The 24,119-nt window shown below is 68.7% G+C and carries 20 protein-coding genes and 1 pseudogene; 18 read left to right on the top strand and 3 right to left on the bottom strand.

Features of this window, described 5'->3' with window-relative positions; translation table 11 throughout:
- Positions 1-18: 18 nt before the first annotated feature.
- On the bottom strand, positions 19-519 hold the full coding sequence (locus tag B141_RS0122795; protein WP_020577500.1) for an NUDIX hydrolase: 501 nt from the start codon (positions 517-519) through the stop codon (positions 19-21).
- A 107-nt stretch (positions 520-626) separates the two neighbouring features.
- Between B141_RS0122795 and B141_RS0122790 the strand changes: the two genes are divergently transcribed.
- Positions 627-1,463, top strand: a complete 837-nt coding sequence (locus tag B141_RS0122790) for an SDR family NAD(P)-dependent oxidoreductase (RefSeq protein WP_020577499.1) — start codon at positions 627-629, stop codon at positions 1,461-1,463.
- A gap of 9 nt (positions 1,464-1,472) precedes the next feature.
- A complete protein-coding gene (locus B141_RS0122785; protein WP_020577498.1) occupies positions 1,473-2,210 on the top strand; it encodes a M50 family metallopeptidase in 738 nt (245 codons plus the stop codon).
- Positions 2,211-2,310: 100 nt separating this feature from the next.
- Here B141_RS0122785 and B141_RS42195 read toward each other — a convergent pair whose 3' ends face one another.
- A complete protein-coding gene (locus B141_RS42195; protein WP_020577497.1) occupies positions 2,311-3,108 on the bottom strand; it encodes a prolyl oligopeptidase family serine peptidase in 798 nt (265 codons plus the stop codon).
- Between the two features lie 669 nt (positions 3,109-3,777).
- On the opposite strand from B141_RS42195, the gene B141_RS0122775 reads away from it, so the two are divergent.
- From B141_RS0122775 to B141_RS47705, 15 genes and pseudogenes are all read left to right on the top strand, one after another.
- Positions 3,778-5,763: an ABC transporter substrate-binding protein gene (locus B141_RS0122775; protein ID WP_020577496.1), complete on the top strand. Its 1,986-nt coding sequence runs from the start codon at positions 3,778-3,780 to the stop codon at positions 5,761-5,763.
- 114 nt (positions 5,764-5,877) lie between these two features.
- Positions 5,878-6,870: an ABC transporter permease gene (locus B141_RS0122770; RefSeq protein ID WP_020577495.1), complete on the top strand. Its 993-nt coding sequence runs from the start codon at positions 5,878-5,880 to the stop codon at positions 6,868-6,870.
- Between the two features lie 12 nt (positions 6,871-6,882).
- Positions 6,883-8,040, top strand: coding sequence for an ABC transporter permease (locus B141_RS0122765; protein WP_020577494.1), 1,158 nt, complete (start codon positions 6,883-6,885; stop codon positions 8,038-8,040).
- 46 nt (positions 8,041-8,086) lie between these two features.
- A complete protein-coding gene (locus tag B141_RS42190; protein ID WP_020577493.1) occupies positions 8,087-10,399 on the top strand; it encodes an ABC transporter ATP-binding protein in 2,313 nt (770 codons plus the stop codon).
- Between the two features lie 156 nt (positions 10,400-10,555).
- Positions 10,556-11,587: an N-acetyl-gamma-glutamyl-phosphate reductase gene (gene argC / locus B141_RS0122755; RefSeq protein WP_020577492.1), complete on the top strand. Its 1,032-nt coding sequence runs from the start codon at positions 10,556-10,558 to the stop codon at positions 11,585-11,587.
- Positions 11,588-11,713: 126 nt separating this feature from the next.
- A complete protein-coding gene (gene argJ / locus B141_RS0122750) occupies positions 11,714-12,865 on the top strand; it encodes a bifunctional glutamate N-acetyltransferase/amino-acid acetyltransferase ArgJ (protein WP_020577491.1) in 1,152 nt (383 codons plus the stop codon).
- 23 nt (positions 12,866-12,888) lie between these two features.
- Positions 12,889-13,800, top strand: coding sequence for an acetylglutamate kinase (gene argB / locus B141_RS0122745; protein WP_020577490.1), 912 nt, complete (start codon positions 12,889-12,891; stop codon positions 13,798-13,800).
- The gene (locus tag B141_RS0122740; RefSeq protein WP_020577489.1) at positions 13,797-15,005 is read left to right on the top strand and encodes an acetylornithine transaminase; all 1,209 of its coding nucleotides are present in this window, start codon (positions 13,797-13,799) and stop codon (positions 15,003-15,005) included. Before argB ends, B141_RS0122740 begins: the two co-directional genes overlap by 4 nt.
- On the top strand, positions 15,005-15,949 hold the full coding sequence (gene argF, locus B141_RS0122735; RefSeq protein WP_020577488.1) for an ornithine carbamoyltransferase: 945 nt from the start codon (positions 15,005-15,007) through the stop codon (positions 15,947-15,949). The genes B141_RS0122740 and argF overlap by 1 nt, the downstream gene beginning before the upstream one ends.
- Positions 15,950-15,974: 25 nt before the next feature.
- The gene (locus tag B141_RS0122730; protein WP_020577487.1) at positions 15,975-16,562 is read left to right on the top strand and encodes an arginine repressor; all 588 of its coding nucleotides are present in this window, start codon (positions 15,975-15,977) and stop codon (positions 16,560-16,562) included.
- A 67-nt stretch (positions 16,563-16,629) separates the two neighbouring features.
- Positions 16,630-17,829 (top strand): argininosuccinate synthase, encoded by a 1,200-nt coding sequence (locus B141_RS0122725; protein ID WP_020577486.1) that lies wholly within the window; start codon positions 16,630-16,632, stop codon positions 17,827-17,829.
- 116 nt (positions 17,830-17,945) lie between these two features.
- Positions 17,946-19,457: an argininosuccinate lyase gene (gene argH, locus B141_RS0122720; protein WP_084678454.1), complete on the top strand. Its 1,512-nt coding sequence runs from the start codon at positions 17,946-17,948 to the stop codon at positions 19,455-19,457.
- Positions 19,458-19,485: 28 nt separating this feature from the next.
- On the top strand, positions 19,486-20,190 hold the full coding sequence (locus B141_RS42185; RefSeq protein ID WP_020577484.1) for a DNA-3-methyladenine glycosylase: 705 nt from the start codon (positions 19,486-19,488) through the stop codon (positions 20,188-20,190).
- A 15-nt stretch (positions 20,191-20,205) separates the two neighbouring features.
- Positions 20,206-21,510 (top strand): tyrosine--tRNA ligase, encoded by a 1,305-nt coding sequence (gene tyrS / locus B141_RS0122710; protein WP_020577483.1) that lies wholly within the window; start codon positions 20,206-20,208, stop codon positions 21,508-21,510.
- Positions 21,511-21,559: 49 nt separating this feature from the next.
- Positions 21,560-21,913 (top strand): annotated as a pseudogene (locus tag B141_RS47705) (IS3 family transposase); the annotation flags it as partial.
- Positions 21,914-21,936: 23 nt separating this feature from the next.
- Here B141_RS47705 and B141_RS0122705 read toward each other — a convergent pair.
- Positions 21,937-22,887 carry an AraC family transcriptional regulator gene (locus B141_RS0122705; protein WP_020577482.1) on the bottom strand — a complete coding sequence of 317 codons (951 nt, stop codon included), beginning with the start codon at positions 22,885-22,887 and terminating at the stop codon, positions 21,937-21,939.
- Positions 22,888-23,008: 121 nt separating this feature from the next.
- On the opposite strand from B141_RS0122705, the gene B141_RS0122700 reads away from it, so the two are divergent.
- The gene (locus B141_RS0122700; protein ID WP_020577481.1) at positions 23,009-23,761 is read left to right on the top strand and encodes an SDR family NAD(P)-dependent oxidoreductase; all 753 of its coding nucleotides are present in this window, start codon (positions 23,009-23,011) and stop codon (positions 23,759-23,761) included.
- Positions 23,762-24,119: the final 358 nt, after the last annotated feature.

Below are 24,119 nucleotides of genomic sequence, written 5' to 3'. Positions count from 1 at the left end.
CTCACTGGGCCCGGCGCCTCACTGGGCCGGCAGGGTGGCCGCCCGGCGGAGGAGTGGTGGAAGCTCCTCTGGGTAGTCCTCGCCGCTGTCCTTGAGTTCGTCGGCGTACCACCAGCGATGGCCGTCGGTGGTCGCCCGCTCGATCTCGTCGAGGCCCGCGAAGGACACCGGCGCGTCCCCGACCCGCACCGCGAAGAAGGTCTGCTCCTGCACGATGGTGAGGCCGTCCCAGGAGAACTCCACCGTGTTGAACGCCAGTGGCTCGGGAAAGGCGGCCGGTGGCACGCGGATCCGGACCTCCTCCCAAAGCTCGCGGCTGGCCGCCTCCCGCGGGCTCTCGCCGGCCTCGATCGCGCCGCCGACGGTGAACCAGAGAGGCTCGTGCGGCCGGGCCGGATGAAATCCGTGCAGCAGAAGGACCCGTCCGCTCGGGTCCACCGGGAGCACCCGGCTGGTGGAACGGCGTACGACGGCGGCTGACCGCTGTGCGTTGGCCCCGCCCGGTGGGTGGCCGGTCATGCCGCGACCGTAGTACAGGTTCGTGAGCTACGGTCGGCGCAACGACGGCGTGGCCGGGCGGAGTAGGCCAGGCGGAGTAGGGCCGTACGCCAGGAGAGGAGAGCGCGGTGCGTCCGGTGTCCCAACAGGTCATCGCCGTGACGGGTGCGACGGACGGCCTGGGCAGGTACGTCGCGGAGCAGCTCGTGGCCGCGGGGGCGACGGTCGTGGTGCACGGCCGTAACCCCACGAAGGTGGAGCGGGTCAGGTCGGAGCTGGCCAGAGCACCCGGGCGGGTCGAGACCGTGGTCGCCGACCTCGCCGACCTTCGCCAGGTCGACCGGCTCGCGGGCGAGCTACTCCAGCGGTTGGACCGGCTGGACGTGCTCGTCAACAACGCGGGTGTGGGCTTTGGTCCACCCGGGTCCGGACGCGAGTTGAGCGCGGACCAGATCGAACTCCGCTTCGCCGTCAACTACCTGGCCGGCTACCGCCTCACCCGCCGACTCCTACCCTTGTTGCGCGCGTCCGCGCCCGCCCGGGTCGTCAACGTCGCCTCGGCGGGACAGGAACCCATCGACGTCGACGACCCGATGCTCGAGCGCCGCTACGACGGGGTGACGGCGTACCGCCGCAGCAAACTCGCCCAGATCATGTTCACCCTCGACCTTGCCGAGGAGCTGCGTGACCAGGGGGTGACGGTCAACGCGTTGCATCCGGCGACGTTCATGGACACTCCGATGGTGCGGGAGTTCGGCGGCGAGCCGCGGAGCACCATCGAGGAAGGCGGCGCCGCCACCCTGCGGCTGATCACCGATCCCGAGCTCGACGGCGTGACCGGGACGTACTTCGACGGCATGCGGGAGACGACCGCCCACCGGCAGGCGTACGACAGCGGCGCCCGCGCCCGGCTCCGCGCGCTCAGCGACGAACTCGTGGCCCGGTCCTTGCCGGCGTCGGCGTAGGGGCGGCCGATGTCGAGCCTGGAACAGTTGTGGAACGACGTCACCGGTATCCAGCAACAGCCCTCGACCACGGTGGTGCTGGCGTGCGCCCTGGCCGCACTCGCCGCGGTGATGATCCGCGACGTGTGGCGGCTGGCCCGGCACGTCGTCACGATCGCCCACGAAGGCGGCCACGCGCTGGTCGCCGTGCTCGTGGGGCGGCGACTGGCCGGGGTCCGGCTCCACTCCGACACCTCGGGCGTGACGATCTCGCGGGGGAGACCCACCGGACCCGGCATGGTGGCGACCGCGCTCGGGGGGTACGTCGCGCCGTCCCTGCTCGGGCTCGGCTTCGCGGCGATGCTCACCTTCGGCCGGATCACCGCGCTGCTCTGGATCAGCATCGCCCTGCTCGCCGCGATGCTCCTCCTGGTACGCAACGCCTACGGCATCGCGTCCGTCCTGGTGGTGGCGCTCACGGTCTTCGGGGTGTCCTGGTTCGCGCCGGCCGGGGTTCAGGCGACGATCGCGTACGCCTTCACGTGGTTCCTGCTCTTCTCGGCGTTCCGGCCCCTCGGCGAGCTGCAGCACAAGCGTGCCCGAGGGCAGGCGCGCGACTCCGATGCCGACCAGCTGGCGAGGCTGACCGGCGTACCCGGACTGCTGTGGGTGCTGGTGTTCGGGCTCGTGGCGTTCGCGGCGCTGGCACTGGCCGGCAGCTGGCTGTTGCCGCTGGCGGAGGTGCGTACGTGGTGGGCAGCGCGCTGAGGGTGGGGCGGGAGGCGGTAGCGAATCCCGTGATCATGATCGTGATCATGAAGGGATTTGGTACGGATAGCCCCGTTCGGCTTCATGATCACGATCATGATCACCGAGGCGGGGAGAGCGAGCGAACGGCGTTGAGGAGGACGCGGGCGGTCCGCACGCTGTGGCCCGCCACCTCTGTCGCGACCTCGGCCGCCACCGAAGGCAGCCCTTCGCCGGCATCTTCGCGGCCGTCCGCGACGCCGTCGACGCGGTGCCGTGGCGACACGATCGACACGTGGTCGGCGCCCGGCACCTCGTCGTACTGAACGTCCCAGCCGCGTGCCCGCAAGGTCGCGGTCAGGCGGCGGGACTCCTCGACGTCGACGGTCGGGTCGGCGGTGCCGTGGACCAGCCAGACCGGCAGCGGCGGGTGCACGCTCGTCCGCGCGTCGTCGAGGGGGAGCGTTCCGGTCGTTGGTGCCGCGGGGTTCCGCCCATCGGGACGCGGGCCGTACCCTCCCGCGATCCCCACGAACGCCGCGGGCCGCCAGCCCTCGACGAGTTCCGGGTGCACGCTCAGAGCGAATCCGGCGCGCGCACCCCTCGACCAGCCAGCGAGGACGACCTTCGAGACGTCGCCGGCGTACCCCGACGCCCGTGCTCTGGTGAACGCCAGGGACCCGAGCAGGTGCGCCCGCCCGCGATCGGGTGCGGTGGACCGCCAGTCGGGTACGACGACCACGGCGCCACCGGCGGCGACGGCTCGGGCGAGGGGTTCGAAAACGTCCCGCTCGGCAACGCCGACGCCATGCCACAGGAGGACGACGGGGAAACCCCCACCGGTGTCAGGTCGATAGATGTCGAGAACCTCGCCGAGCCCGTAGTCGAGTGCGCGGGTCACCGTCACTGTGGCGGTCATCGACCTTCCCGGTAGTGGCGTCGGCGGCGGCGGCGGGTCGGGGCCGCATCCACAAGGGCGAGGAGTCACGATGCCCAGAGGGAGCGAGATCGCGAGACATCCGCCTGTCGGCTGACAGGGGACGTCTCGCGATCGTCGCATTCCCCGACCCATTCCCGTGCACAGGCTAAGTATCTTCGCCGTTGGTGTCCAACGGGTTCGTCGTTGTCGCGGTCCACGCGAGGTGACGAAGGCATCCCGCGCGCGCCCGAACTGGTCCAACAGCCGGGCCCGTTATCCGTTCAGAGGATCGCCTGACGGGCGCCGCCGATTGCGGTCGCCGGGCGCTGTGTCCGCCGAACGAACCACCCTCGCGGCGTCGCTCATCTTCCCAGGCAACGTCTCTCAACCGGTGTTCGTCTCAGTCTGGCCGAGGGTTCGTCCAGTTAAGGACGTGTGACGTTCTGACATCGCCGGCGCTGTTGTGCGGGCCAGCCAGAGTCGCTTATCGTCCTCGGCAATCTAGTCGCACGACCGCCACAACCTCACGTTCGCGGCCTGCGGTCGCGTTCAAGTCAGCTCGTGTGCACATGACACTGTGAAGATCGTCCTTCTTCGGTCCCATGGCCGGGAGAGCGCTTACCCATTCCGGTGAACGTCTCTCCCGAGCCCGACGAGAGGGGTTGCGCGATGACTCCACCGCACGACCATGTCCGACCTTCCCGGCGAGACCTCCTTCTGTGGGGTGGGGGCACTCTCGCCGCGGCCTCGCTCACCAGCTGTTCCTTCCTTTCCACCGATCCGAGCACCGAAAAGGCCGGCGCGCCGAGAAGTGCTGCCGCCAAGGGCAAGGAAGCGCCCAGCCTCGCCAAGCTCGCGGCTGACGGGAAGTTGCCCAAGCTGGAGGAGCGATTGCCGAAGAATCCGGTCGTCCTCCAGCCGACTGAGAAGATCGGCACGTACGGCGGCACCTGGCGATGCGCGCTCCTCAACGCGTCAGACACCCCGTGGCTGGGTCGAACGTTGGGCGGTGAGAACCTCTTCCGCTGGGATCCAGAGTGGAACGACGACCAGAAGGGTCTGCCCAACGTCGCCGAGAAGGTCGAGGCCTCAGCGGACGGACGGGTTTTCACCATCACCCTGCGCGAAGGCCTGAAGTGGTCGGACGGCGAGCCGTTCACCGCTGACGACGTGGTGTTCTCCGTCAACGACGTCGCCTTCAACGAGGAGATCAACCCCGTCACTCCCTACGTCCTCCTCAGCGACGACGAGCGGGCGACGATCAAGAAGCTCGACGACTACACGGTCGAGTTCACGTTCTCGAAGCCGACCGGCCTCTTCATGGCGAGGTTGGCGACCGAAGGACGCTTCACGAACACCCCGCTCCATTACCTGAAGCAGTTCCACAAGAAGTACAACCCGGATGTTGAGAAGCTCGCCAAACAAGAGAAGTACCCGCTGTGGAAGGATCTCTACGGTGCGAAGGCGGATGGTTGGGCCAACGCCGACAAGCCGACGCTCAACCCGTGGAAGATCGTGGAGCCGCTGGGCAAGGGCAACCGCGTGGTCGCCGAGCGGAACCCCTACTACTGGAAGACCGACCCCGACGGGAGTCAGCTTCCCTACCTCGACAGGGTGACGTACGACGTCATCTCCGAGCCGCAGGTGATCCTGCTCAAGGCGACCAACGGCGAACTCGACTTCACCACCCGGCACATCAACAGCCTGCTCAACAAGCCCGTGCTGGCGAGGGACCGCGAGAAGGGCAAGTACCACTTCATCGACCTGCGCAACACGCTCATGAACGACATGGTGGTCGCGCTCAATCTCAACCACAAGAACCCTGTGCTGCGGAAGATCTTCCAGAACAAGGACTTCCGTATCGGCCTCTCACACGCGATCAACCGCGAAGAGATGATCAAGTCGATCTGGCAGCGGCAGGGCGAGCCCTGGCAGGCGGCACCGGCGGCCGACTCGGAGTTCTACGACGAGGAGTTCGCCAAGCAGTACATCGAGTACGACGTCGCGAAGGCGAACGAGTACCTCGACAAGGCAGGCCTCACCCAGAAGGACGGTGAGGGTTTCCGCCTACGGCCAGACGGCAAACGGCTCACCTTCCAGGTGGAGGTGGCAAGCCCCTCGCCCGTGCCGTTCTGGGTCGACGGCACGAACGCCGTCTGCGAGTACTGGAAGAAGGTCGGTGTCGACGCCAAGGTCAAGAACGAGGACCGCTCGCTCTTCTACGAGCGCAAGGACGACGCCAACGAGCACGACGCCACGGTGTGGTCGGGAGACGGCGGCCTCAAGGGCGAGATGCTCGAGTGCCGGTGGTACTTCCCGTTCAGCAACGAGTCCAACTACGCCGAGCTGTGGCGGAAGTACTTCGAATCGCGCGGGACGAATCCCGACGGGGAGAAGCCGCCACCGGAGACCCTGAAGCAGATGGAGATCTACTGGCAGCTCCTCAAGACACCGGACGCCGAAGCGCGGAAAGAACTCTTCCGGCAGATCCTGCAGATCTCCAAGGAGCAGTTCTACGCCATGGGTGTCGTCCGGGTCGCGAAGACCTACGGAATCGTCAAGAACAACTTCCGCAACGTTCCGAAGGTCATTCCAGAAGCACCGGTCTTCAACACGCCCTACCCGGTCCAGCCGGCGCAGTTCTTCATCGAGTAGGCAGCCGGTCCTGCTCCGGGAGCGAGGCCACGCCGAAACAAACAGGCAGGTCCTTCTCCCGGAGTGGGCGCCGCCATCGTGTTCTGGCCGGCTCATGGCAAGGAGGTATCCGCCATGCTGGGATACATCGGTCGTCGGATTCTGTTGATGATTCCGATGATCTTCGCGATCTCCATCGTGTCGTTCGTGATCATTCAACTTCCTCCGGGCGATTACCTGACCACGGTGGTGGCGCAGCTCTCGGCCCAGGGCGACGTGGTGGACCAGGCCCAGCTCGCGGCCCTCAAGGCACAGTACGGCCTGGATCAGCCGATGATCGTGCAGTACTGGACCTGGATCAGCCGGATCGTCATGGACGGCGACTTCGGTCAGTCGTTCATCTGGAACAAACCGGTAAGTGAGCTGCTGGCGGGTAAGGTGCCGCTGAGCGCCATGTTGACGATCAGCGCCCTATTGGTCACCTGGGTCGTGGCGTTCCCGATCGGTGTCTACTCCGCCGTACGGCAGTACTCCGTCGGTGACTACGTGGCCACCACCATCGGCTTCCTCGGTATCGCCATTCCGGAGTTCCTCATCGCGCTGATCTTGATGTGGGTCAGTCTCACCTATTTCGGCCAGAGCGTTGGGGGATTGCTCTCACCGGAGTACCGAGATTCCAACTGGAATCTCGGCAAGCTGCTCGACCTGTTGGGACATCTGTGGGTACCGATCCTGGTGTTGGGTGCGGCCGGCACCGCGGGCCTGATCAGGGTGCTGCGGGCCAATCTGCTCGACGAACTCCACAAGCCGTACGTCATCGCCGCCCGCGCGCGCGGCATGCGCGAACGCCGGTTGACCGTGAAGTATCCGTTGCGGGTGGCCCTGATTCCCTTCTTCTCCACCGTGGGATGGATTCTGCCGGGTCTGGTGTCGGGTGAGGTCATCGTGGCGCAGGTGTTGTCGCTCGATACAGCCGGACCGTTGTTGCTGAACGCCCTGAAGGCTCAGGACATGTACCTCGCCGGATCGATCGTCCTGATCGTCAGCGTGCTCACGGTGATCGGAACGTTGATTTCGGACATCCTGCTGGCCTGGCTGGATCCGCGGGTTCGGCTGAGGTATCGGTGAGAGGAGCGGACCATGACGCAGACTCTGCCTGTCGGGGAAGGCCCTGAGGTGCAGACATCCGTGACATCCACCGACGCCGGACAAGGAGCGGTGGCGGTCGCGCCGCAGTGGAAGCTTGTCTGGTGGGGATTCAAGCGGCACCGGCTGGCTATGGCGGGGATGATCGTCATCGTGGCGATCTATCTGGGGGCGATCTTCGCGGAGTTCCTGGCGCCGTACTCCAGCGAGCACTACAACCCCGACTATGCGTATGCCCCGCCGCAGCGGCTCCACGTTCTGGACGAGGGCGAGTGGGGCCTTTATGTCTACGGCTACAAGTCAGAACAGAATCCGGAAACGCTGGCGCTCACCTGGACCACCGACGAGTCCAAGAAGGTGCCGGTCCAGCTGTTCGCGCACGGCGAGGAGTACAAACTCCTGGGGCTCATCACAACTGACATTCACCTGTTGGGCACGTCGGGGGGTACGAAGGCGCCCCCGATGTATCTGCTGGGCGCGGACCGCACCGGCCACGACCTGTTGTCCCGCATCATTCATGGTGCGCGAATCTCGATGTCGATCGGTCTGGTCGGTGTCGCGGTCGCGTTCGTTCTGGGCCTCCTCCTCGGCGGCATCTCGGGGTTCTTCGGCGGCATCGTGGACACCGGGATTCAACGGGTGGTGGAGTTCTTCATGTCGATCCCGACGCTCCCGCTGTGGCTCGCCCTGGCCGCCGCCGTGCCGCCTGGATGGGGACCGTTACAGCGGTACTTCGCGGTCACCGTCATCCTGTCGATGATCGCGTGGACGCACCTGGCCCGGGTGGTGCGCAGCCGTTTCCTCTCGCTGCGAGAAGAGGACTTCGTCACCGCTGCCCAGGTCGACGGCGCGAGCCAGCCGCGCATCATCTTCCGGCACATGCTGCCGTCGTTCTCCAGCTACCTGATCGCGTCGCTCACCCTGTCGATTCCCGGCATGATCCTGGCCGAGACCTCGCTGTCCTTCCTCGGACTCGGCCTTCAGCCGCCGGTCGTGAGTTGGGGAGTCCTGCTCCAGGAGGCACAGAACATCAGGGCGGTTTCAACCGCGCCGTGGTTGCTGCTGCCCGGCGTCGCCGTCGTGATTGCCGTACTCTCCCTGAACTTCCTGGGCGACGGCCTGCGCGACGCGGCGGACCCGTACAAGCACTGAACATCCCGAGCCGGCCGGTGCTCGATCCGTGTGCGAGGAGACTCCGATGAACCAGACTCCGCAGACCCGCGAGATCGTCCAAGGTGGCGCCCGCCCGCGTGGGAGGCGCGCACGCCGTGGGGCGGTGGTGCCGCCCACCGTGCCCGCGGCTGACGACGGGACGGCGCTGCTTCGCATCAAGGACCTGCGGACGCACTTCGTCACTCGTGAGGGGGTGGTGAGGGCGGTCGACGGCGTGAACCTCGAGGTGCCGAAGGGCAAGACGGTCTGTGTGGTCGGCGAGTCCGGCTGCGGCAAGTCGGTCACCGCCCGGTCGATCCTGCAGTTGGTGGAGCGCCCGGGTCGGCTCGTCGGAGGGTCCATCTCGTGGCGACCGGACGAGAATGCATCCTGGGTGGACCTGGCGGGCCTGGACCCACACGGGGAGCACCTGCGGCGGGTGCGGGGCGCCGAGATCGGGATGGTGTTCCAGGAGCCGATGGCGTCGCTGTCACCCATGTACACCATCGGCGACCAGTTGATGGAGGCGATCCAGCTCCACCTGCCGATGTCGAAGGCGGAGGCGCGCGACCGCGCGATCACCCAGCTGCGCCGGGTAGGGATCCCGCAGCCAGAACGCCGGATGGACGCGTACTCCTTCCAGCTCTCCGGTGGCATGTGCCAGCGGGTCATGATCGCGATCGCGCTGTCGTGCGACCCGGCCCTGCTCATCGCCGACGAGCCGACGACGGCGCTCGACGTGACCACCCAGGCGCGAATCCTCGACCTGCTGAAGGACCTACAGGAACAGACCGGTATGGCGATGGTCTTCATCACCCACGACCTTGGCGTGGTCGCCGAGATCGCCGACGAGGTGACGGTGATGTACCTCGGCAAGGTCGCCGAACACGGCAGCGTGGAGGAGATCTTCGACCACCCGAAGCATCCCTACACCCAGGCGCTGCTCCGGTCCATCCCGGCCATGCGGGGAGACAGGGCCCGCCAGCGCCTGGCCGCGATCCAGGGCATGGTCCCGCACCCCCAGCACCGCCCGGCAGGGTGTCCGTTCCACACCCGGTGCGACCACGTGATCGCAGGCCTGTGCGACACGATCGACCCGCCGATGGCCAGCTTCGGGTCAGGGCACCTCGCCCTCTGTCACCTGTACGACGAGAACGGCGCGACCAAGGAGGCGGTCTCTCGGACGCTCGGCGAACCAGCCGGTGCCGCTGCTGCCCGGCAAGCTGCGGTCCGGGAAACGGTCAAGGAAGCGGTCGCGGCGGTGCCGGCCCGTCCGGCCGCGGCCGTCGTCACCCGTGAGCGGGGGCGCCACGCGGGCGTGCCGGCGCGGGAGGAGAGGCCCCTGCTCGATGTGAGCGGGCTGTCGATGGAGTTCCCGATCAAGCGCGGCATGTTCGGTCGTACGACCGGCACGATCCGTGCGGTCAACAACGTCAACCTCACGATCAGGCCGGGTGAGACCGTCGGCCTGGTCGGCGAATCCGGCTGCGGCAAGACCACGCTGGGCCGCTGCCTCGCCCGGGTCCTCAAACCGACCTCGGGACAGATCCACTACGAGACGTCCAGCGGCTCTGTCGTCGACCTCGCGGGCCTGCGTAACCGCGACCTGGCGCCGTACCGCCGCGAGATCCGGGTCGTCTTCCAGGACCCGTTCTCCTCGCTCAACCCGCGGATGACCCTGCTGCAGCTGGTGGGCGAGCCGCTCAGGACCAACCGCCTGGCCGCGGGTACGGAGTTGCAGGACCAGGTGGCGGAGATGCTGCGCCAGGTGGGGCTGCGGCCGGAGTACATGCACCGCTATCCACACGCGTTCTCCGGCGGGGAACGCCAGCGGATCAACATCGCCCGCGCCCTGATCACCCGGCCGCGACTGGTGATCGCCGACGAGGCGGTCTCGGCTCTCGACGTGTCGGTGCGGGCCCAGATCCTCAACCTGCTCGGCGATCTGCAGGACGAGCTCAACCTGACCTATCTGTTCATCTCCCACGACCTCTCGGTGGTCGAGCACCTCTGCGACCGGGTGACGGTGATGTACCTCGGCTCCATTGTCGAGACCGCCGACACCTCGTCGCTGTACAGCACGCCGCACCACCCGTACACCGAGGCACTGCTGAACGCCGTACCCCTGCCCAACCCGCACCGACGCAGGCAGCGGCACGAGCACGGCCTTCCCGACGACCTACCGGACGCGGCGAACCTCCCGTCGGGGTGTCTGTTCCACACGAGGTGCCCGCACGTACGTCAGGACCGGTGCCCGACTGAGGTCCCCGACCTCCGCGAGACCGGCTCGAAGCACCTGTCCGCCTGCCACTTCGCCGAGACGCTGACTCTCGCGGGCGCCGCCGGTCACACCCGCTGAGTTGACCGGTTTGTCAGAGATTTCTCGGCTAAGAGACCGAGAAACCTCTGACAACCTGGGCTCGCTTGCATGAGATTGCGACCTGATGCATACTCATGCGGGTTCGGTGTTGGAGCGGTCCGGCATGAGCGGGCCGGCTGGGAAGGGCGTGCACAAGTGGGCTTCAGAGCGGCGGTCGCCGGAGCGAGCGGCTATGCCGGCGGTGAGTTGCTGCGCATCCTTCTCGGCCACCCCGAAATCGAGGTGGGCGCGCTGACCGCGGGCGGGAACGCTGGTACGCCGCTCGCCCAGCACCAGCCGCACCTAATCCCGCTCGCCGACCGGGTGCTCGCCGAGACCACGCCGGAAACCCTTGCCGGTCACGATGTGGTCTTTCTCGCCCTGCCCCACGGCCAGTCCGCCGCCGTCGCCGCGAGCCTGCCGGACAGCACCCTGGTGATCGACTGCGGTGCGGACTTCCGGCTCGAGGACCCGGCCGACTGGGAGCGGTGGTACGCCGGTGAGCACGCTGGCACCTGGCCCTACGGCCTGCCGGAGCTCCCGGGGCAGCGTGCCCAGCTGCGCGCCGCCCGGCGGATCGCGGTGCCCGGCTGCTACCCGACGGTCTCGAGCCTGGCCCTGCTGCCCGCCGTCGCCGCCGGCCTGGTCGAGACGCAGGACATCGTGATCGTCGCCGCGTCCGGCACCTCCGGAGCGGGCAAGTCCCCCAAACCGCAGCTTCTCGGCAGCGAGGTGATGGGCGCGGTGTCGGCGTACTCCGTCGGCGGTGTCCACCGGCACACCCCCGAGATCGAGCAGAACCTCCGCCGGGTTACCAGCGACGCGGTCACCGTGTCGTTCACGCCCACGCTGGCGCCGATGCCGCGCGGCATCCTCGCGACCTGCACGGCGCGGGTGCAAGCCGGGGTTGACACCGCTGCGGTCCGCCGGGCGTACGCCGACGCGTGGGCCGGTGAGGCGTTCCTTCACCTGCTGCCGGACGGCACCTGGCCGAGCACCGCCGCCACCGCCGGCGCCAACACCGTCGTCGCGCAAGTCGCGGTTGACGAGCGGGCCGGGCGGATGGTGGCCGTCGCCGCGATGGACAACCTCGCCAAGGGGACCGCGGGCGGCGCCGTGCAGTGCATGAATCTCGCGTTGGGGCTTCCGGAGACGACCGGCCTCACCACGATCGGGCTGGCGCCATGAGTGCCATGAGGTGGCGGGCGCGCCGACGACGATCCAGGTCGGTCCACCCCATCGCTGCCTGACAATCCGATCCACTGCCGGGCCACCCGTCTCCGGCACGTGTTCCTTATTCCTGAAGAGGACGTTGTGAGCGTTACCGCCCCCAAGGGATTCCGTGCCACCGGCGTCACCGCCGGACTCAAGGCCAGCGGAAATCCCGATGTCGCCCTTGTTGTCAACGACGGTCCGAGCCACGCCGCCGCCGTCGTCTTCACCGAGAACCGTTGCAAGGCCAACCCCGTCCTGTGGAGCGAGCAGGCCTGCAAGGACGGCCAGGTCCGTGCCGTCGTACTCAACTCCGGCGGCGCCAACTGCTACACGGGCCCGGAGGGTTTCCAGAACACCCACGCCTCGGCCGAACTCGTCGCTGACAAGCTCGGCGTAGGCGCGATCGACGTGGCCGTGTGCTCCACCGGCCTGATCGGCATCCAACTCGAACGCGACAAACTCCTGGCCGGCATCGAGAAGGCCGTTACGCAACTCGCGGTTGACGGCGGCGACGCGGCGGCCACCGCGATCATGACGACCGACACCCGCTCCAAGCAGGCAGTGCGATCCGGCGCCGGTTGGACCGTGGGCGGCATGGCCAAGGGCGCCGGCATGCTCGCGCCTTCGCTCGCCACGATGCTGGTCGTGCTCACCACCGATGCCGAGGTCGACTCGGTCACGGCGGACCTGGCGCTGCGGTCGGCGACCAGCGTGACGTTCGACCGGCTCGACTCCGACGGATGCATGTCCACCAACGACACCGTGCTGCTGATGGCCAGCGGGGCGTCAGGCGTGGCACCGGCGTACGACGAGTTCGCCGCCGCGGTGCGCGAGGTCTGTGCCGATCTCGCCCGGCAGCTCATCGGGGACGCCGAGGGCGCCGAACACGACATCGCGATCGAGGTGGTCAACGCGGCCAGCGAGGACGACGCGGTCGAGGTGGGCCGATCCATCGCACGGAACAACCTCTTCAAGTGTGCGGTGTTCGGCAAGGACGCCAACTGGGGCCGGATCCTCGCGGCGGTCGGCACCACCGGTGCGGCGTTCGACCCAGCCACCCTGGATGTCGCGTTCAACGGTGTCTGGGTGTGCCGGAACGGCGGTATCGGCGAATCCCGTGACCTGGTTGACCTTTCCGGCCGCGAGGTCAGCGTGACGGTCGACCTCAAGGCCGGCGCGGAGACCGCGACGATCTGGACCAACGACCTCACCCACGCCTACGTCCACGAGAACTCCGCCTACTCCACCTGAGCATTGGAACGTTCGACGCGACCATGAGCACAGTGAAGAACAGAGACCGCGCCCTGGCCCAGGAGAAGGCCGGGACCCTCATCGAGGCACTGCCGTGGTTCCAGCAGTTCCACGGCGCGATCGTCGTGATCAAGTACGGCGGCAACGCGATGATCGACGACGCCCTCAAGCAGGCGTTCGCGCAGGACATCGTCTTCCTGCGGTACGCCGGCCTGCGTCCCGTGGTCGTCCACGGCGGTGGCCCGCAGATCAGCGAGATGCTTCGCCGGCTCGACATCCCCAGTGAGTTCCGCGGGGGTCTTCGCGTGACGACGCCGGAGGCGATGGAGGTCGTCCGGATGGTGCTGGTCGGCCAGGTGGGCCGGGAGTTGGTCGGCCTGGTCAACTCGCACGGGCCGTTCGCCGTCGGGCTGTCCGGCGAGGACGCGGGGTTGTTCACCGCCGAGCGCCGTACCGCCACGGTGGACGGCGAAGCCGTCGATATCGGTCTGGTCGGCGACGTCGTGTCGGTCCGCCCGGAGGCGGTGCAAGACCTCATTGACGCCGGCCGGATTCCGGTGGTGTCGAGTGTCGCGCCCGACGAGGACGGTCTGATCCACAACGTCAACGCCGACACGGCGGCCGCGGCGCTGGCGGTGGCGCTCGGTGCCCGCAAGCTCGTCGTGCTCACTGATGTCGAGGGGCTCTACCGCGACTGGCCCACCGCCACCGAGCCGGTCAGTGAGCTCGACGCGGACGAGCTCGCCGAACTCCTGCCCACGCTGGCCTCGGGCATGGTGCCGAAGATGGAGGCGTGCCTGCGCGCGGTCCAGGGCGGCGTACCCCAGGCCCACGTGATCGACGGGCGGGTCGCGCACTCGCTGCTGCTCGAGGTCTTCACCAACGAAGGAATCGGGACGATGGTCGTACCCGCGACGAAGGAGGAACAGCCGTGAGCCTCTGGCCCCAATATGACGCCTGGGCACGGCGGTTCGACGACGCGCTGATGCCCACCTACGGCACGCCGCCAGTGGCGCTGGCCCGTGGCGAGGGCTGCCGGGTGTGGGACGTCGACGGCAACGCCTACCTCGACTTCATCGCCGGGATTGCGGTGTCCTCGCTCGGGCACGCACACCCAGCACTCGTCGACGCGGTGTCGCGCCAGGTGGCGACGATCGCCCACACCTCCAACCTTTTCCTCCACCAGCCGGAGATCCTGCTGGCGGAAAAGCTGCTCGGTCTTCTGCAGCAGGAGGCCCGGGTGTTCTTCACCAACAGCGGCACCGAGGCCAACGAGGCGGCGTTCAAGCTGGTCCGCCGACACGCCAATGGCACCAGTCGTAACTACGTCGTGGCCGCCGAGAACGGCTTCCACGGCCGGACCATGGGCGCTCTCGCGCTGACGGGTAAGGCCGCGATCCGCGAGCCGTTCGCGCCGTACGGCGTGGATGTGAGGTTCGTTCCGTACGGTGACGTCGACGCCCTGAAGGCCGCTGTCACCGACGAGTGCGCGGGCGTCTTCCTCGAGCCGACACAGGGGGAGGCCGGCGTGGTGCCTCCACCCGACGGATACCTCACCGCGGCGCGGGAGTTCTGCGACGCGACCGGCGCGGTGCTGGTGCTCGACGAGATCCAGAGCGGTATCGGCCGGACCGGCACGTGGTTCGCCCACCAGCACGAGGGGGTCCGGCCCGACGTGCTCACGCTGGCGAAGGGCCTCGGCGGCGGGTTGCCCATCGGCGCCTGCATCGGTGTCGGCACGTTTGGCCAGACCTTCGGCAAGGGTGACCACGGGTCCACCTTCGGCGGCAACCCGGTGGCGTGCGCGGCGGCGCTCGCCGTCCTGGACACCATCGAGAAGGACGGCCTGCTCGCACACGTCGTGACGGTGGGGGAGCAGCTCGCCAGCGGGATCGCGGCGATCCAGCACCCGCTGCTCGCCGGAGTCCGTGGTCAGGGGTTGTGGCGGGCCGTCGTACTCACGCAACCGAAGTCCGGCGAGGTCCAGAAAGCCGCCCAGGACGCCGGTTTCCTCGTGAACGCGGTCCAGCCGGACGCCGTACGCCTCGCACCCCCGCTCATCGTCACCGCCGAGCAGGTGCAAGCCTTCCTTGACAGGCTGCCCGGCATTCTCGATGCCGTACTCGTGAAGGAGTCCTGATGGCCCGCCACTTCCTGCGCGATGACGACCTGACTCCCGACGAGCAGGCCCAGGTCCTCGACCTGGCCGACGCGATGAAGAAGGACCGGCTCGCCCACCGCCCGCTGGAGGGACCGAAGTCGGTCGCCATCCTGTTCGACAAGCCGACGCTGCGCACGCAGACGTCGTTCACCGTCGGTGTCGCCGACCTCGGCGGTTACCCCATGGTCGTCGACGCCCGGCTCGCACAGATCGGGGTCCGTGAATCGATCGCCGACACCGCGCGGGTCCTCGGCCGACAGGTCGCGGTGATCGTCTGGCGGACGTTCGGGCAGGAGCGGATCGAGGAGATGGCGGCGCATGCCGGCGTTCCCGTGATCAACGCCCTGACCAATGAGTTCCACCCCTGCCAGATCCTCGCCGACCTTCAGACCGTACGTGAACACAAGGGGCGGCTGGCCGGTCTCCGCCTCACTTATCTCGGTGACGGGGCCAACAACATGGCCCATTCGTATCTCCTCGGTGGTGCGACCGCCGGCATGCACGTCCGCATCGGTACACCGGAGGCGTATCTGCCAGACCCCGCCATCCTGGAGCGAGCGACGGCGCGGGCCGCCGAAACCGGCGGCTCGGTCGCGGTCGTCCACGATCGGCGCGAGGCGCTCGAGCGGACCGACGTGGTGGCCACCGACACCTGGGTGTCGATGGGCCAGGAGGGCGAGGCGGGGGACCGGGCGACGCCGTTCCTGCCGTACGCCGTCACCGAGGAGGCAATGGGGTACGCCGCACCGGACGCCATCGTGCTGCACTGCCTGCCGGCCTACCGCGGCAAGGAGATCGCGGCCAGCGTCCTCGACGGTCCTCAGAGCGTGGTCTGGGACGAGGCGGAGAACCGCCTACACGCCCAGAAGGCCCTGATCGCCTGGCTACTGGACCACCCCACCTCGGAGGCGCGGCGACGATGACGGGCGAGGGGAGTCGAACGCGAGCATGAGCAACGAGCAGTTGACGCCGAAGTGGCCGGCCACCAAGACGGCCCGCCAGCAGTACATCGTGGAGGTCCTCTCCCGGTCGGCGGTGCGGTCCCAGTCGGAGCTGGCCGACCGGCTCGGCGCGGCGGGTATCGCGGTGACCCAGGCGACGCTGTCGCGGGACCTCGACGAGTTGGGTGCGGTTCGCGTCCGCAACGCCGATGGTGTCCTGGTCTACGCGCTGCCCGGTGAGGGCGGTGACCGGACCCCGCGAGCGGTCCCGCACGAGCCGGCCGTCGTGGAAGGGCGGCTGGCCCGGGTGTGCGGGGAGTTGCTCGTCTCGGCGGTCGCCTCGGCGAACCTGGTGGTGTTGCGGACGCCGCCGGGGGCCGCGCAGTTCTTCGCGTCAGCGCTCGACCACGCCGAGCTTCCCGACGTACTCGGCACCATCGCCGGCGACGACACCGTGCTGGTCGTCGCCAAGGATCCCGACGGCGGCACGGCCGTCGCCGACCAACTGCTCGCGATCGCCCGCCAGCACCGGCCTCGGGGACGGACGACCACCGAGCCCGGAAACGGCCCGCCGCCCGACGCCCAGACCCCATGACACCGTTGACCAATCGCCGAAGAACCCGCAGGACCCGTCTATGGCAGACACTCGAAGGAGTCCCGAAATGACAGAGCGTGTTGTACTCGCCTACTCCGGGGGTCTCGACACCTCCGTCGCGATCGGCTGGATCGCCGACCAGACCGGTGCCGAGGTCGTGGCGGTGGCGATCGATGTCGGACAGGGCGGCGAGGACCTCGAAACGGTCCGCAAGCGGGCGCTGGAGTGCGGCGCCGTCGAGGCCGTCGTGGTGGACGCCAAGGACGAGTTCGCCGAGGAGTTCTGCCTGCCCGCGCTCGCGACGAACGCGCTCTACATGGACCGCTACCCGCTGGTCTCGGCGCTGTCCCGTCCGCTGATCGTCAAGCACCTCGTCGCGGCGGCGAAGGAGCACGGCGCGAGCGTCGTCGGGCACGGCTGCACCGGCAAGGGCAACGACCAGGTGCGCTTCGAGGTCGGTGTGGGCGCGCTCGCCCCGAACCTCAAGGTGCTCGCCCCGGTCCGCGACTTCGCCTGGACCCGGGAGAAGGCGATCGCGTACGCCGAGGACCATGGGCTGCCGATCGACGTCAGCAAGAAGTCGCCGTTCTCCATCGACCAGAACGTCTGGGGCCGGGCGGTCGAGACCGGGTTCCTCGAGGACCTCTGGAACGCCCCGACCGAGGAGGTCTACTCCTACACGCAGAACCCCACGGCGGCGCGCGCGGCTGACGAGGTTGTCGTGACGTTCGAGCAGGGCCGTCCCGTCGCGCTCGACGGCACGCCGGTGACGCCGCTGCAGGCGATCCAGCAGCTCAACGACCGCGCGGGTGCGCATGGTGTGGGCCGGCTCGACATGGTGGAGGACCGGCTGGTCGGCATCAAGAGCCGCGAGGTCTACGAGGCGCCGGGTGCGATCGCGCTCATCACCGCCCACCAGGAGTTGGAGAACGTCACGGTGGAGCGGGACCTGGCCCGGTTCAAGCGGCAGGTCGAGCAGCGCTGGACGGAGCTGGTGTACGACGGGCTGTGGTTCTCGCCGCTGAAGCGGGCCCTGGACGCCTTCGTGGCGGACTCGCAGCAGCACGTGTCGGGCGACATCCGGATGACGTTGCACGGTGGCCGCGCGGTGGTGAACGGCCGGCGCAGCGACGCCTCGTTGTACGACTTCAACCTCGCGACGTACGACGAGGGCGACGCGTTCGACCAGTCGCTCGCCCGCGGCTTCGTCGAGCTGTGGGGCCTGCCCAGCAAGATCGCCGCCAAGCGCGACCTCGGCCAGGCCTGAGTCACCGTACGAACGGGTCGGTCCTCGGAGGTGTGCCCGGGTAACGCCGTGAGCTTCTCCGGGGGCACCCGCCCCCGGCGGAATGATCACGTATACGTGGTCATTACCCGCCTTGCATGGCATCGGCACCATGGGAAGCCCGCAATGACCACGTATACGTGATCATTCCGGGGCTCACCGCCAAAGGAAGGACCAGCGTGACCAACGAGCAGCAGCCGCCCGCCGAGACGACCCGGCTGTGGGGAGGCCGCTTCGCCGGTGGCCCGGCGGAGGCGCTGGCCGCCCTGTCGAGGTCGGTGCACTTCGACTGGCGGCTCGCGCCGTACGACATCCGCCAGACCGGCGCCCACGCGCGCGTCCTCCACCGGGCCGGCCTGCTCACCGCCGACGAGCTGGCCCAGGTCACGACGGCACTGGACGACCTGGCCGCGGCCGTGGCGTCCGGCGCGGTCCAGCCCAGCGCGGACGACGAGGATGTCCACACCGCCGTCGAACGCGAACTCCTCCAGCGCCTCGGCCCGCTCGGCGGCAAGCTCCGGGCCGGCCGCAGCCGTAACGACCAGGTGGCCACCGACTTCCGGCTCTACCTCCGCGATCAGGCCCGCCACCTGGCCGTCGCCGTCGTGGAGCTCCAGCAGGCCCTGCTCGACCAGGCCGAACGCCACGCCGGCAGCGCGGCACCCGGCTTCACCCACCTGCAGCATGCGCAGCCGGTGTCGTTCGGGCACGAGCTGGCCAAGCACGTCCACGCCCTGGCCCGCGACATCGACCGGCTCCGTGACTGGGACGCGCGGACCTCCGTGTCGCCGCTCGGCGCGGGCGCCCTGGCCGGCTCGTCCCTGCCACTCGACCCGGACGCGGTGGCTGACGAGCTCGGCTTCAAGCACGCCGCCGAGAACTCCATCGACACTGTGTCCGACCGCGACTTCGTGGCGGAGTTCCTCTTCTGTACGGCGATGCTCGGCGTCCACCTCTCCCGGCTGGGGGAGGAGTACTGCCTGTGGGCGTCGACGGAGTTCGGGTGGGTACGCCTGGACGACGCCTTCGCCACGGGCAGCTCGATCATGCCGCAGAAGAAGAACCCCGACATCGCCGAGCTCGTCCGGGGCAAGTCGGGCCGGCTCATCGGTAACCTGACCGGCCTGCTGGCGACCCTGAAGGGTCTGCCGTTCGCCTACAACCGTGACCTGCAGGAAGACAAGGAGCCGGTCTTCGACACGGTTGACCAGCTGCTCCTGGTGCTGCCGGCGCTGGCGGGCATGGTGGCGACGAGCACCTTCGACGCCGCCCGGATGGCCGCCGCCGCACCGCTCGGTTTCGCGCTCGCCACCGACATCGCCGAATGGCTGGTCCGCCAGGGCGTACCCTTCCGCGACGCGCACGAGATCGCCGGCGCCTGCGTGGCGGCCTGCGAGCAGCGGGGCATCGACCTGCCCGACCTCACCGACGCGGACCTGGCGGCGATCTCGCCGCAGCTCACCCCGGAGGTGCGGTCCGTCCTTTCCGTGGAGGGCGCGCTGCGGGCGCGGGCGGCCAGGGGTGGCACCTCGCCGGTGCGCGTCCGCGACCAGCTCGCGGGGCTTGGCGAGCGGGTGAGTTCGGACGCCGCCTGGGCCGCCGATCGCTGAGCGGCCACCTGCCTGGACGATGAGGGACATGAGCGACGAGACGGGCGCCGGCGGCGCGGCGGACGAGCTGCGCGCGTTCTTCGACCGGCCGGTGCTTCAGGTGGCGCCGGACCTGCTCGGCATGTTCCTCGAGCACGAGACGCCGGACGGCCTGGTCGTCGTACGCCTCGCCGAGGTCGAGGCGTACGACGGACCCAACGACCCCGGCTCCCACGCCTACCGCGGCGAGACTCCCCGCAACGCCGTGATGTTCGGCCCACCCGGCCACGTCTACGTCTACTTCACCTACGGCATGCACTGGTGCATGAACCTCGTCTGCGGCCCTCCGGGCAAGGCGAGCGCGGTCCTGGTGCGGGCGGGCGAAGTGGTCGAGGGCGTGGAGCTTGCCCGGACCCGCCGCCCGGCGGCCCGCTCCACCCGTGAGTTGGCTCGCGGACCGGCCCGGCTGGCGCAGGCACTGGACGCTGACCGCGCCTGCAACGGCCTGGACGCCTGTGACCCGGCGTCGCCGCTGCGGGTCCGGTTCGGCCGGCGTACGCCGAAGTCGCGGATCCGGCGGGGACCCCGGGTGGGGCTATCGAACGGCGCGGAGCGCCCGTGGAGGTTCTGGATCGACGGCGACCCCACCGTCTCGACGTACCGACCACACGTCCCGAGGAAACGGCGAACCACCCCACCGGTTTCCCAACCGGCCGGGGCCTCGGGCACGCTTGGAGACGAATCCTCCGGCTGACCTGCCGGACCCGGCATGGAAGGAACCACGGTGACCCGTCCCTCGGACGACAGAGTTCTGGACGAGCTGCACTGGCGTGGCATGGTCGCTCACACGACCGACGAGGCCGCGCTCCGCACCGCACTCGCGTCGGGGCCGATCACCTATTACGTCGGGTTCGACCCGTCCGCGCAGAGCCTGCAGCTGGGCAACCTCGTGCAGCTGCTCACCGCGCGCCGGTTCCAGCAGGCGGGCCACCGGCCGATCATCCTGGTGGGCGGGTCGACCGGACTGATCGGCGATCCCAAGCCAGATGCCGAACGCACGCTCCGCGAGCCCGAGGTGGTCGCGGGCTGGGTCGACAAGATCAAGGATCAGGTGCGGCCCTTCGTGTCGTTCGAGGGACCGAACGCCGCGATCGTCGTCAACAACCTCGACTGGACGGCGCCGATCAGCGCGCTGGAGTTCCTGCGGGACATCGGCAAGCACTTCCGGGTCAACAAGATGATCCAGAAGGAAGCCGTCAGCGCCCGACTGAACTCCGAACTCGGCATCGGTTACACCGAGTTCAGCTACCAGATCCTGCAGGCGTACGACTACCTCGAGCTGTTCAAGCGGTTCGGCTGCCTGCTCCAGCTGGGTGGCTCCGACCAGTGGGGCAACATCACGGCGGGGGTCGACCTGATCCGTCGGGTCGAGGGGACGACGGTGCACGCCCTCGCGACGCCGCTCCTCACCGACACCGAAGGCCGCAAGCTCGGCAAAACCGAAAGCGGCAGCGTCTGGTTGTCGGGCGAGCTGATGTCGCCGTACGCGTTCTACCAGTACCTCTACAACACCGCTGACGCTGATGTTGGTACGTACCTCCGGGCGTTCAGCTTCCGGTCCCGTGAGGAGATCGAGGAGCTGGAGAAGGCCACGGCGGAACGCCCGGCGGCACGGGAGGGGCAACGTGCGTTGGCGGAGGAGCTCACGACGCTGGTGCACGGGGCGGATGAGACCGCGAAGGCGCTTGCCGCGTCGGCGGCGTTGTTCGGGCGCGGGACGCTCGCCGAGATCGACGAGGTCACCCTTGGCGCGGCGCTGCGAGAAACACCGCATACCCGGGTCGAGGTCGACTCCACCCTGCCGCCGCTGGTCGATCTGCTCGTCGACGCCGGCCTGGTGCCGAGCAAGTCGGCGGCGCGCCGCACGATCGAGGAGGGTGGCGCGTACATCAACAACGAGCGGGTGACTGACCCTGACGCTGTCCCGGAGGCCTCCGAACTGCTCCACGGCCGGTGGCTGGTGCTGCGGCGGGGACGGCGCAATGTCGCCGGTGTCGAGATTGTCCGCCCCTAGGCTTGGTCGGAACGCCGAAGGCCCGGAACGGTTGAGTTCTGAAGCGCGCTTAGTCGCGTTCATCGACGCGAACAAGGACGACGTCGTGGACGGTCGCCGGCTCGGAGTCGAGCTCATCCGCAGGCTTCTGCAGGTGGCTCCGAGCAGCTACTACGCCGCCAAGACCCGCGCCCCGTCAGCACGCGCGCTCCGCGACGAGGAACTGATCCCACAGCTGGTCGAGCTGTGGGAGGCGAACTACCGCGTCTCCGGGGTCCGCAAGCTCTGGGAGGCCGCCCCACGTGCCGGGATCATGATTGGGCGGGATCAGACCGCTCGGCCGATGCGAGTGGCCGGGATTGAGGGCGCGAGACGGTCGAAGCGGGTGAAGACCACGCGCCCGGATCCGGCGTCGGCGCGGCACCATCTGAGCACAGGACGCCTCCTTCAGCTTCCGTTCGCGGCCGAGCGCGGTGGCTGCCGTGCCTGGTTCCGGAACTGTGCGGGCGATGAGCGGACCACGCGGCGGAACGCGGTGCTGAACGCGCTCTCGGACAGGTAGCCCGTGGCCCGTGCGAGCTCGGAGATCGACAGAGTGTCGCGGGCGAGGGCGTCGCGGGCGAGGCTCATGCGCCATTGGATCAGGTACTCCAACGGCGGGACCCCGACGTGGCTCTTGAAGGCCTGGGCGAACGCGGAACGCGACATGTGGCTGATCTCGGCGAGCTCCTTGAGGCTCCAGGAGTGCGCCACGTCCGCGTGCACGGCGCGCAGGGCGGCACCGATGCCGTCCTCGTTCAGGGCGCCCAGCCAGCCTGTGGGCCGGTCTGTTTGACCGGCGTGAGCGCGCAGCATGTGCACGAGCAGGATCTGTGCGAGGTGGTTCTGCACCAGCGGGCCGCCGGCGGCGGGGACCCCGACCTCGGTGGCCAGGAGATCGATGAGCTGCGCGAGCCGCCTGCCACGAGGATCGGCCGCGCGGACGATCACGAGCGGCGGCAGAAGATCGGTCAGGAGGGCCGCGTTCCTGTCGTCGAACGCGATGTGCCCGACGCAGAGGTAGAGGTCCTCCTCGGACTCCGGGCCGATCCGCACGAACCCGTCTTCGGCACCCGCCCACACCGGCTCCGCAGGGCGCGGGCTCGCGTCTAGCGTGCTGGCCAGCACGTACGGCGGCGGGTTGCCCAGCATGAAGGTGTCACCCTCCTGCAGGAGCACCGGCTCGTGCCCGTCGAGGATCAACCAGCACGTGCCGCGCACGAGGCCGCCGACCCGCACGTGCAGGAACGTGTCGAAGCGCAACGCCCACTCTCCCGCGGCCCGGAGGCTGGGCCCGACCACCGTGCGGGGCCGGAGCAGGCCGATCGCGTCAGCCACTGGATCCCGAAAGCCGAGCACCGAGCACTCCTTCTGGACGATACGTAAAGAACTCCGGACTCTGCATCATGGATCGTACTCCGCTGCTCCCGCAGTATCGATGTCGAACGGATCGGTACGGAGAAGGTGATGGAGACACCCCATGGGACAGCTCGAAGGCAAGACGTCGGTGGTCACCGGAGGAAGCAGCGGGATCGGTCTGGCCACCGCCGTACGGCTGGCGGACGAGGGCGCGTACGTGTTCGTCACCGGGCGACGCGAGGCCGAGCTGGAGGCCGCCGTCAAGACCATCGGAGCAGACCGGGCCACCGCGGTCGTCGGCGACATCTCGAAGCCGGAGGACCTGGACCGGCTCTACGACGCGGTCCGGGCGCGAGGCAAGGGTTTGGATGTGCTTGTGGCGAACGCGGCGGTCGGTGCGTTCGTGACGCTGGAGCAGACCACCGAGGAGCACTTCGACCAGACCTTCGCGGTCAACGTCCGGGGCACGCTGTTCACCGTGCAGAAGGCGTTGCCGCTGCTCAACGACGGAGCCTCGATCGTCCTGGTCGGTTCGACTGCCGGCGACCGTGGAGTAGAGGCGTTCGGCGCGTACGCGGCGTCGAAGGCGGCCGTCCGGTCGTTCGCGCGGACGTGGTCCAACGAGCTCAAGGACCGTCGTATCCGGGTCAACGTGGTCTCGCCGGCATGGATCGAGACTCCCGGGGGCACCTCCGCTTTCGGCGACGAGGAGACCGCTCGGGCCGTCAAGGAGAATGTCGCCGCGACCGTGCCCAGGGGCCGCATGGGTCAGCCTGAGGAGGCCGCCGCAGTCGTGGCCTTCCTGGCCTCGGAACAGAGCAGCTACGTCGTCGGCGCGAACTTCTACGTTGACGGAGGCGCGAACCAGATCTGAGCAGGCACCACACGGCTAGGCGCGTCCTGATCGCGCTACTGAGTGCCTTGTAACCGCCTGCTGAACCGCAGGGACGACCGGCGCGGGATGCCGCTCTGCCACGCCTACGAGCTGGCATCGGCACCCGCGCCGATGTGTTGTCCGGCGCCACGTCCGGGCGCACGACGTGCGGATTTGACTCCGGTTGTGGGTGTACGTATGGTTCTCTACGCCTCGCCGGGAGCGCGGGACGCCTGAGGGCGGCCGGTCCGGTCGAGGAACCCAACCACGTTGATCTTCTTCTGGGGTGCGGTGCGCCTCAGATTCGGTTCGCTTGGGCGGGGGCTGGACCTGGATCGGGCCGATTTGACCGGGCTGA

The organism is Actinopolymorpha alba DSM 45243 (assembly GCF_000373925.1).
In the GTDB taxonomy this organism is placed as follows: domain Bacteria; phylum Actinomycetota; class Actinomycetes; order Propionibacteriales; family Actinopolymorphaceae; genus Actinopolymorpha; species Actinopolymorpha alba.
This window is presented reverse-complemented; position numbering and strand designations above follow the sequence as displayed.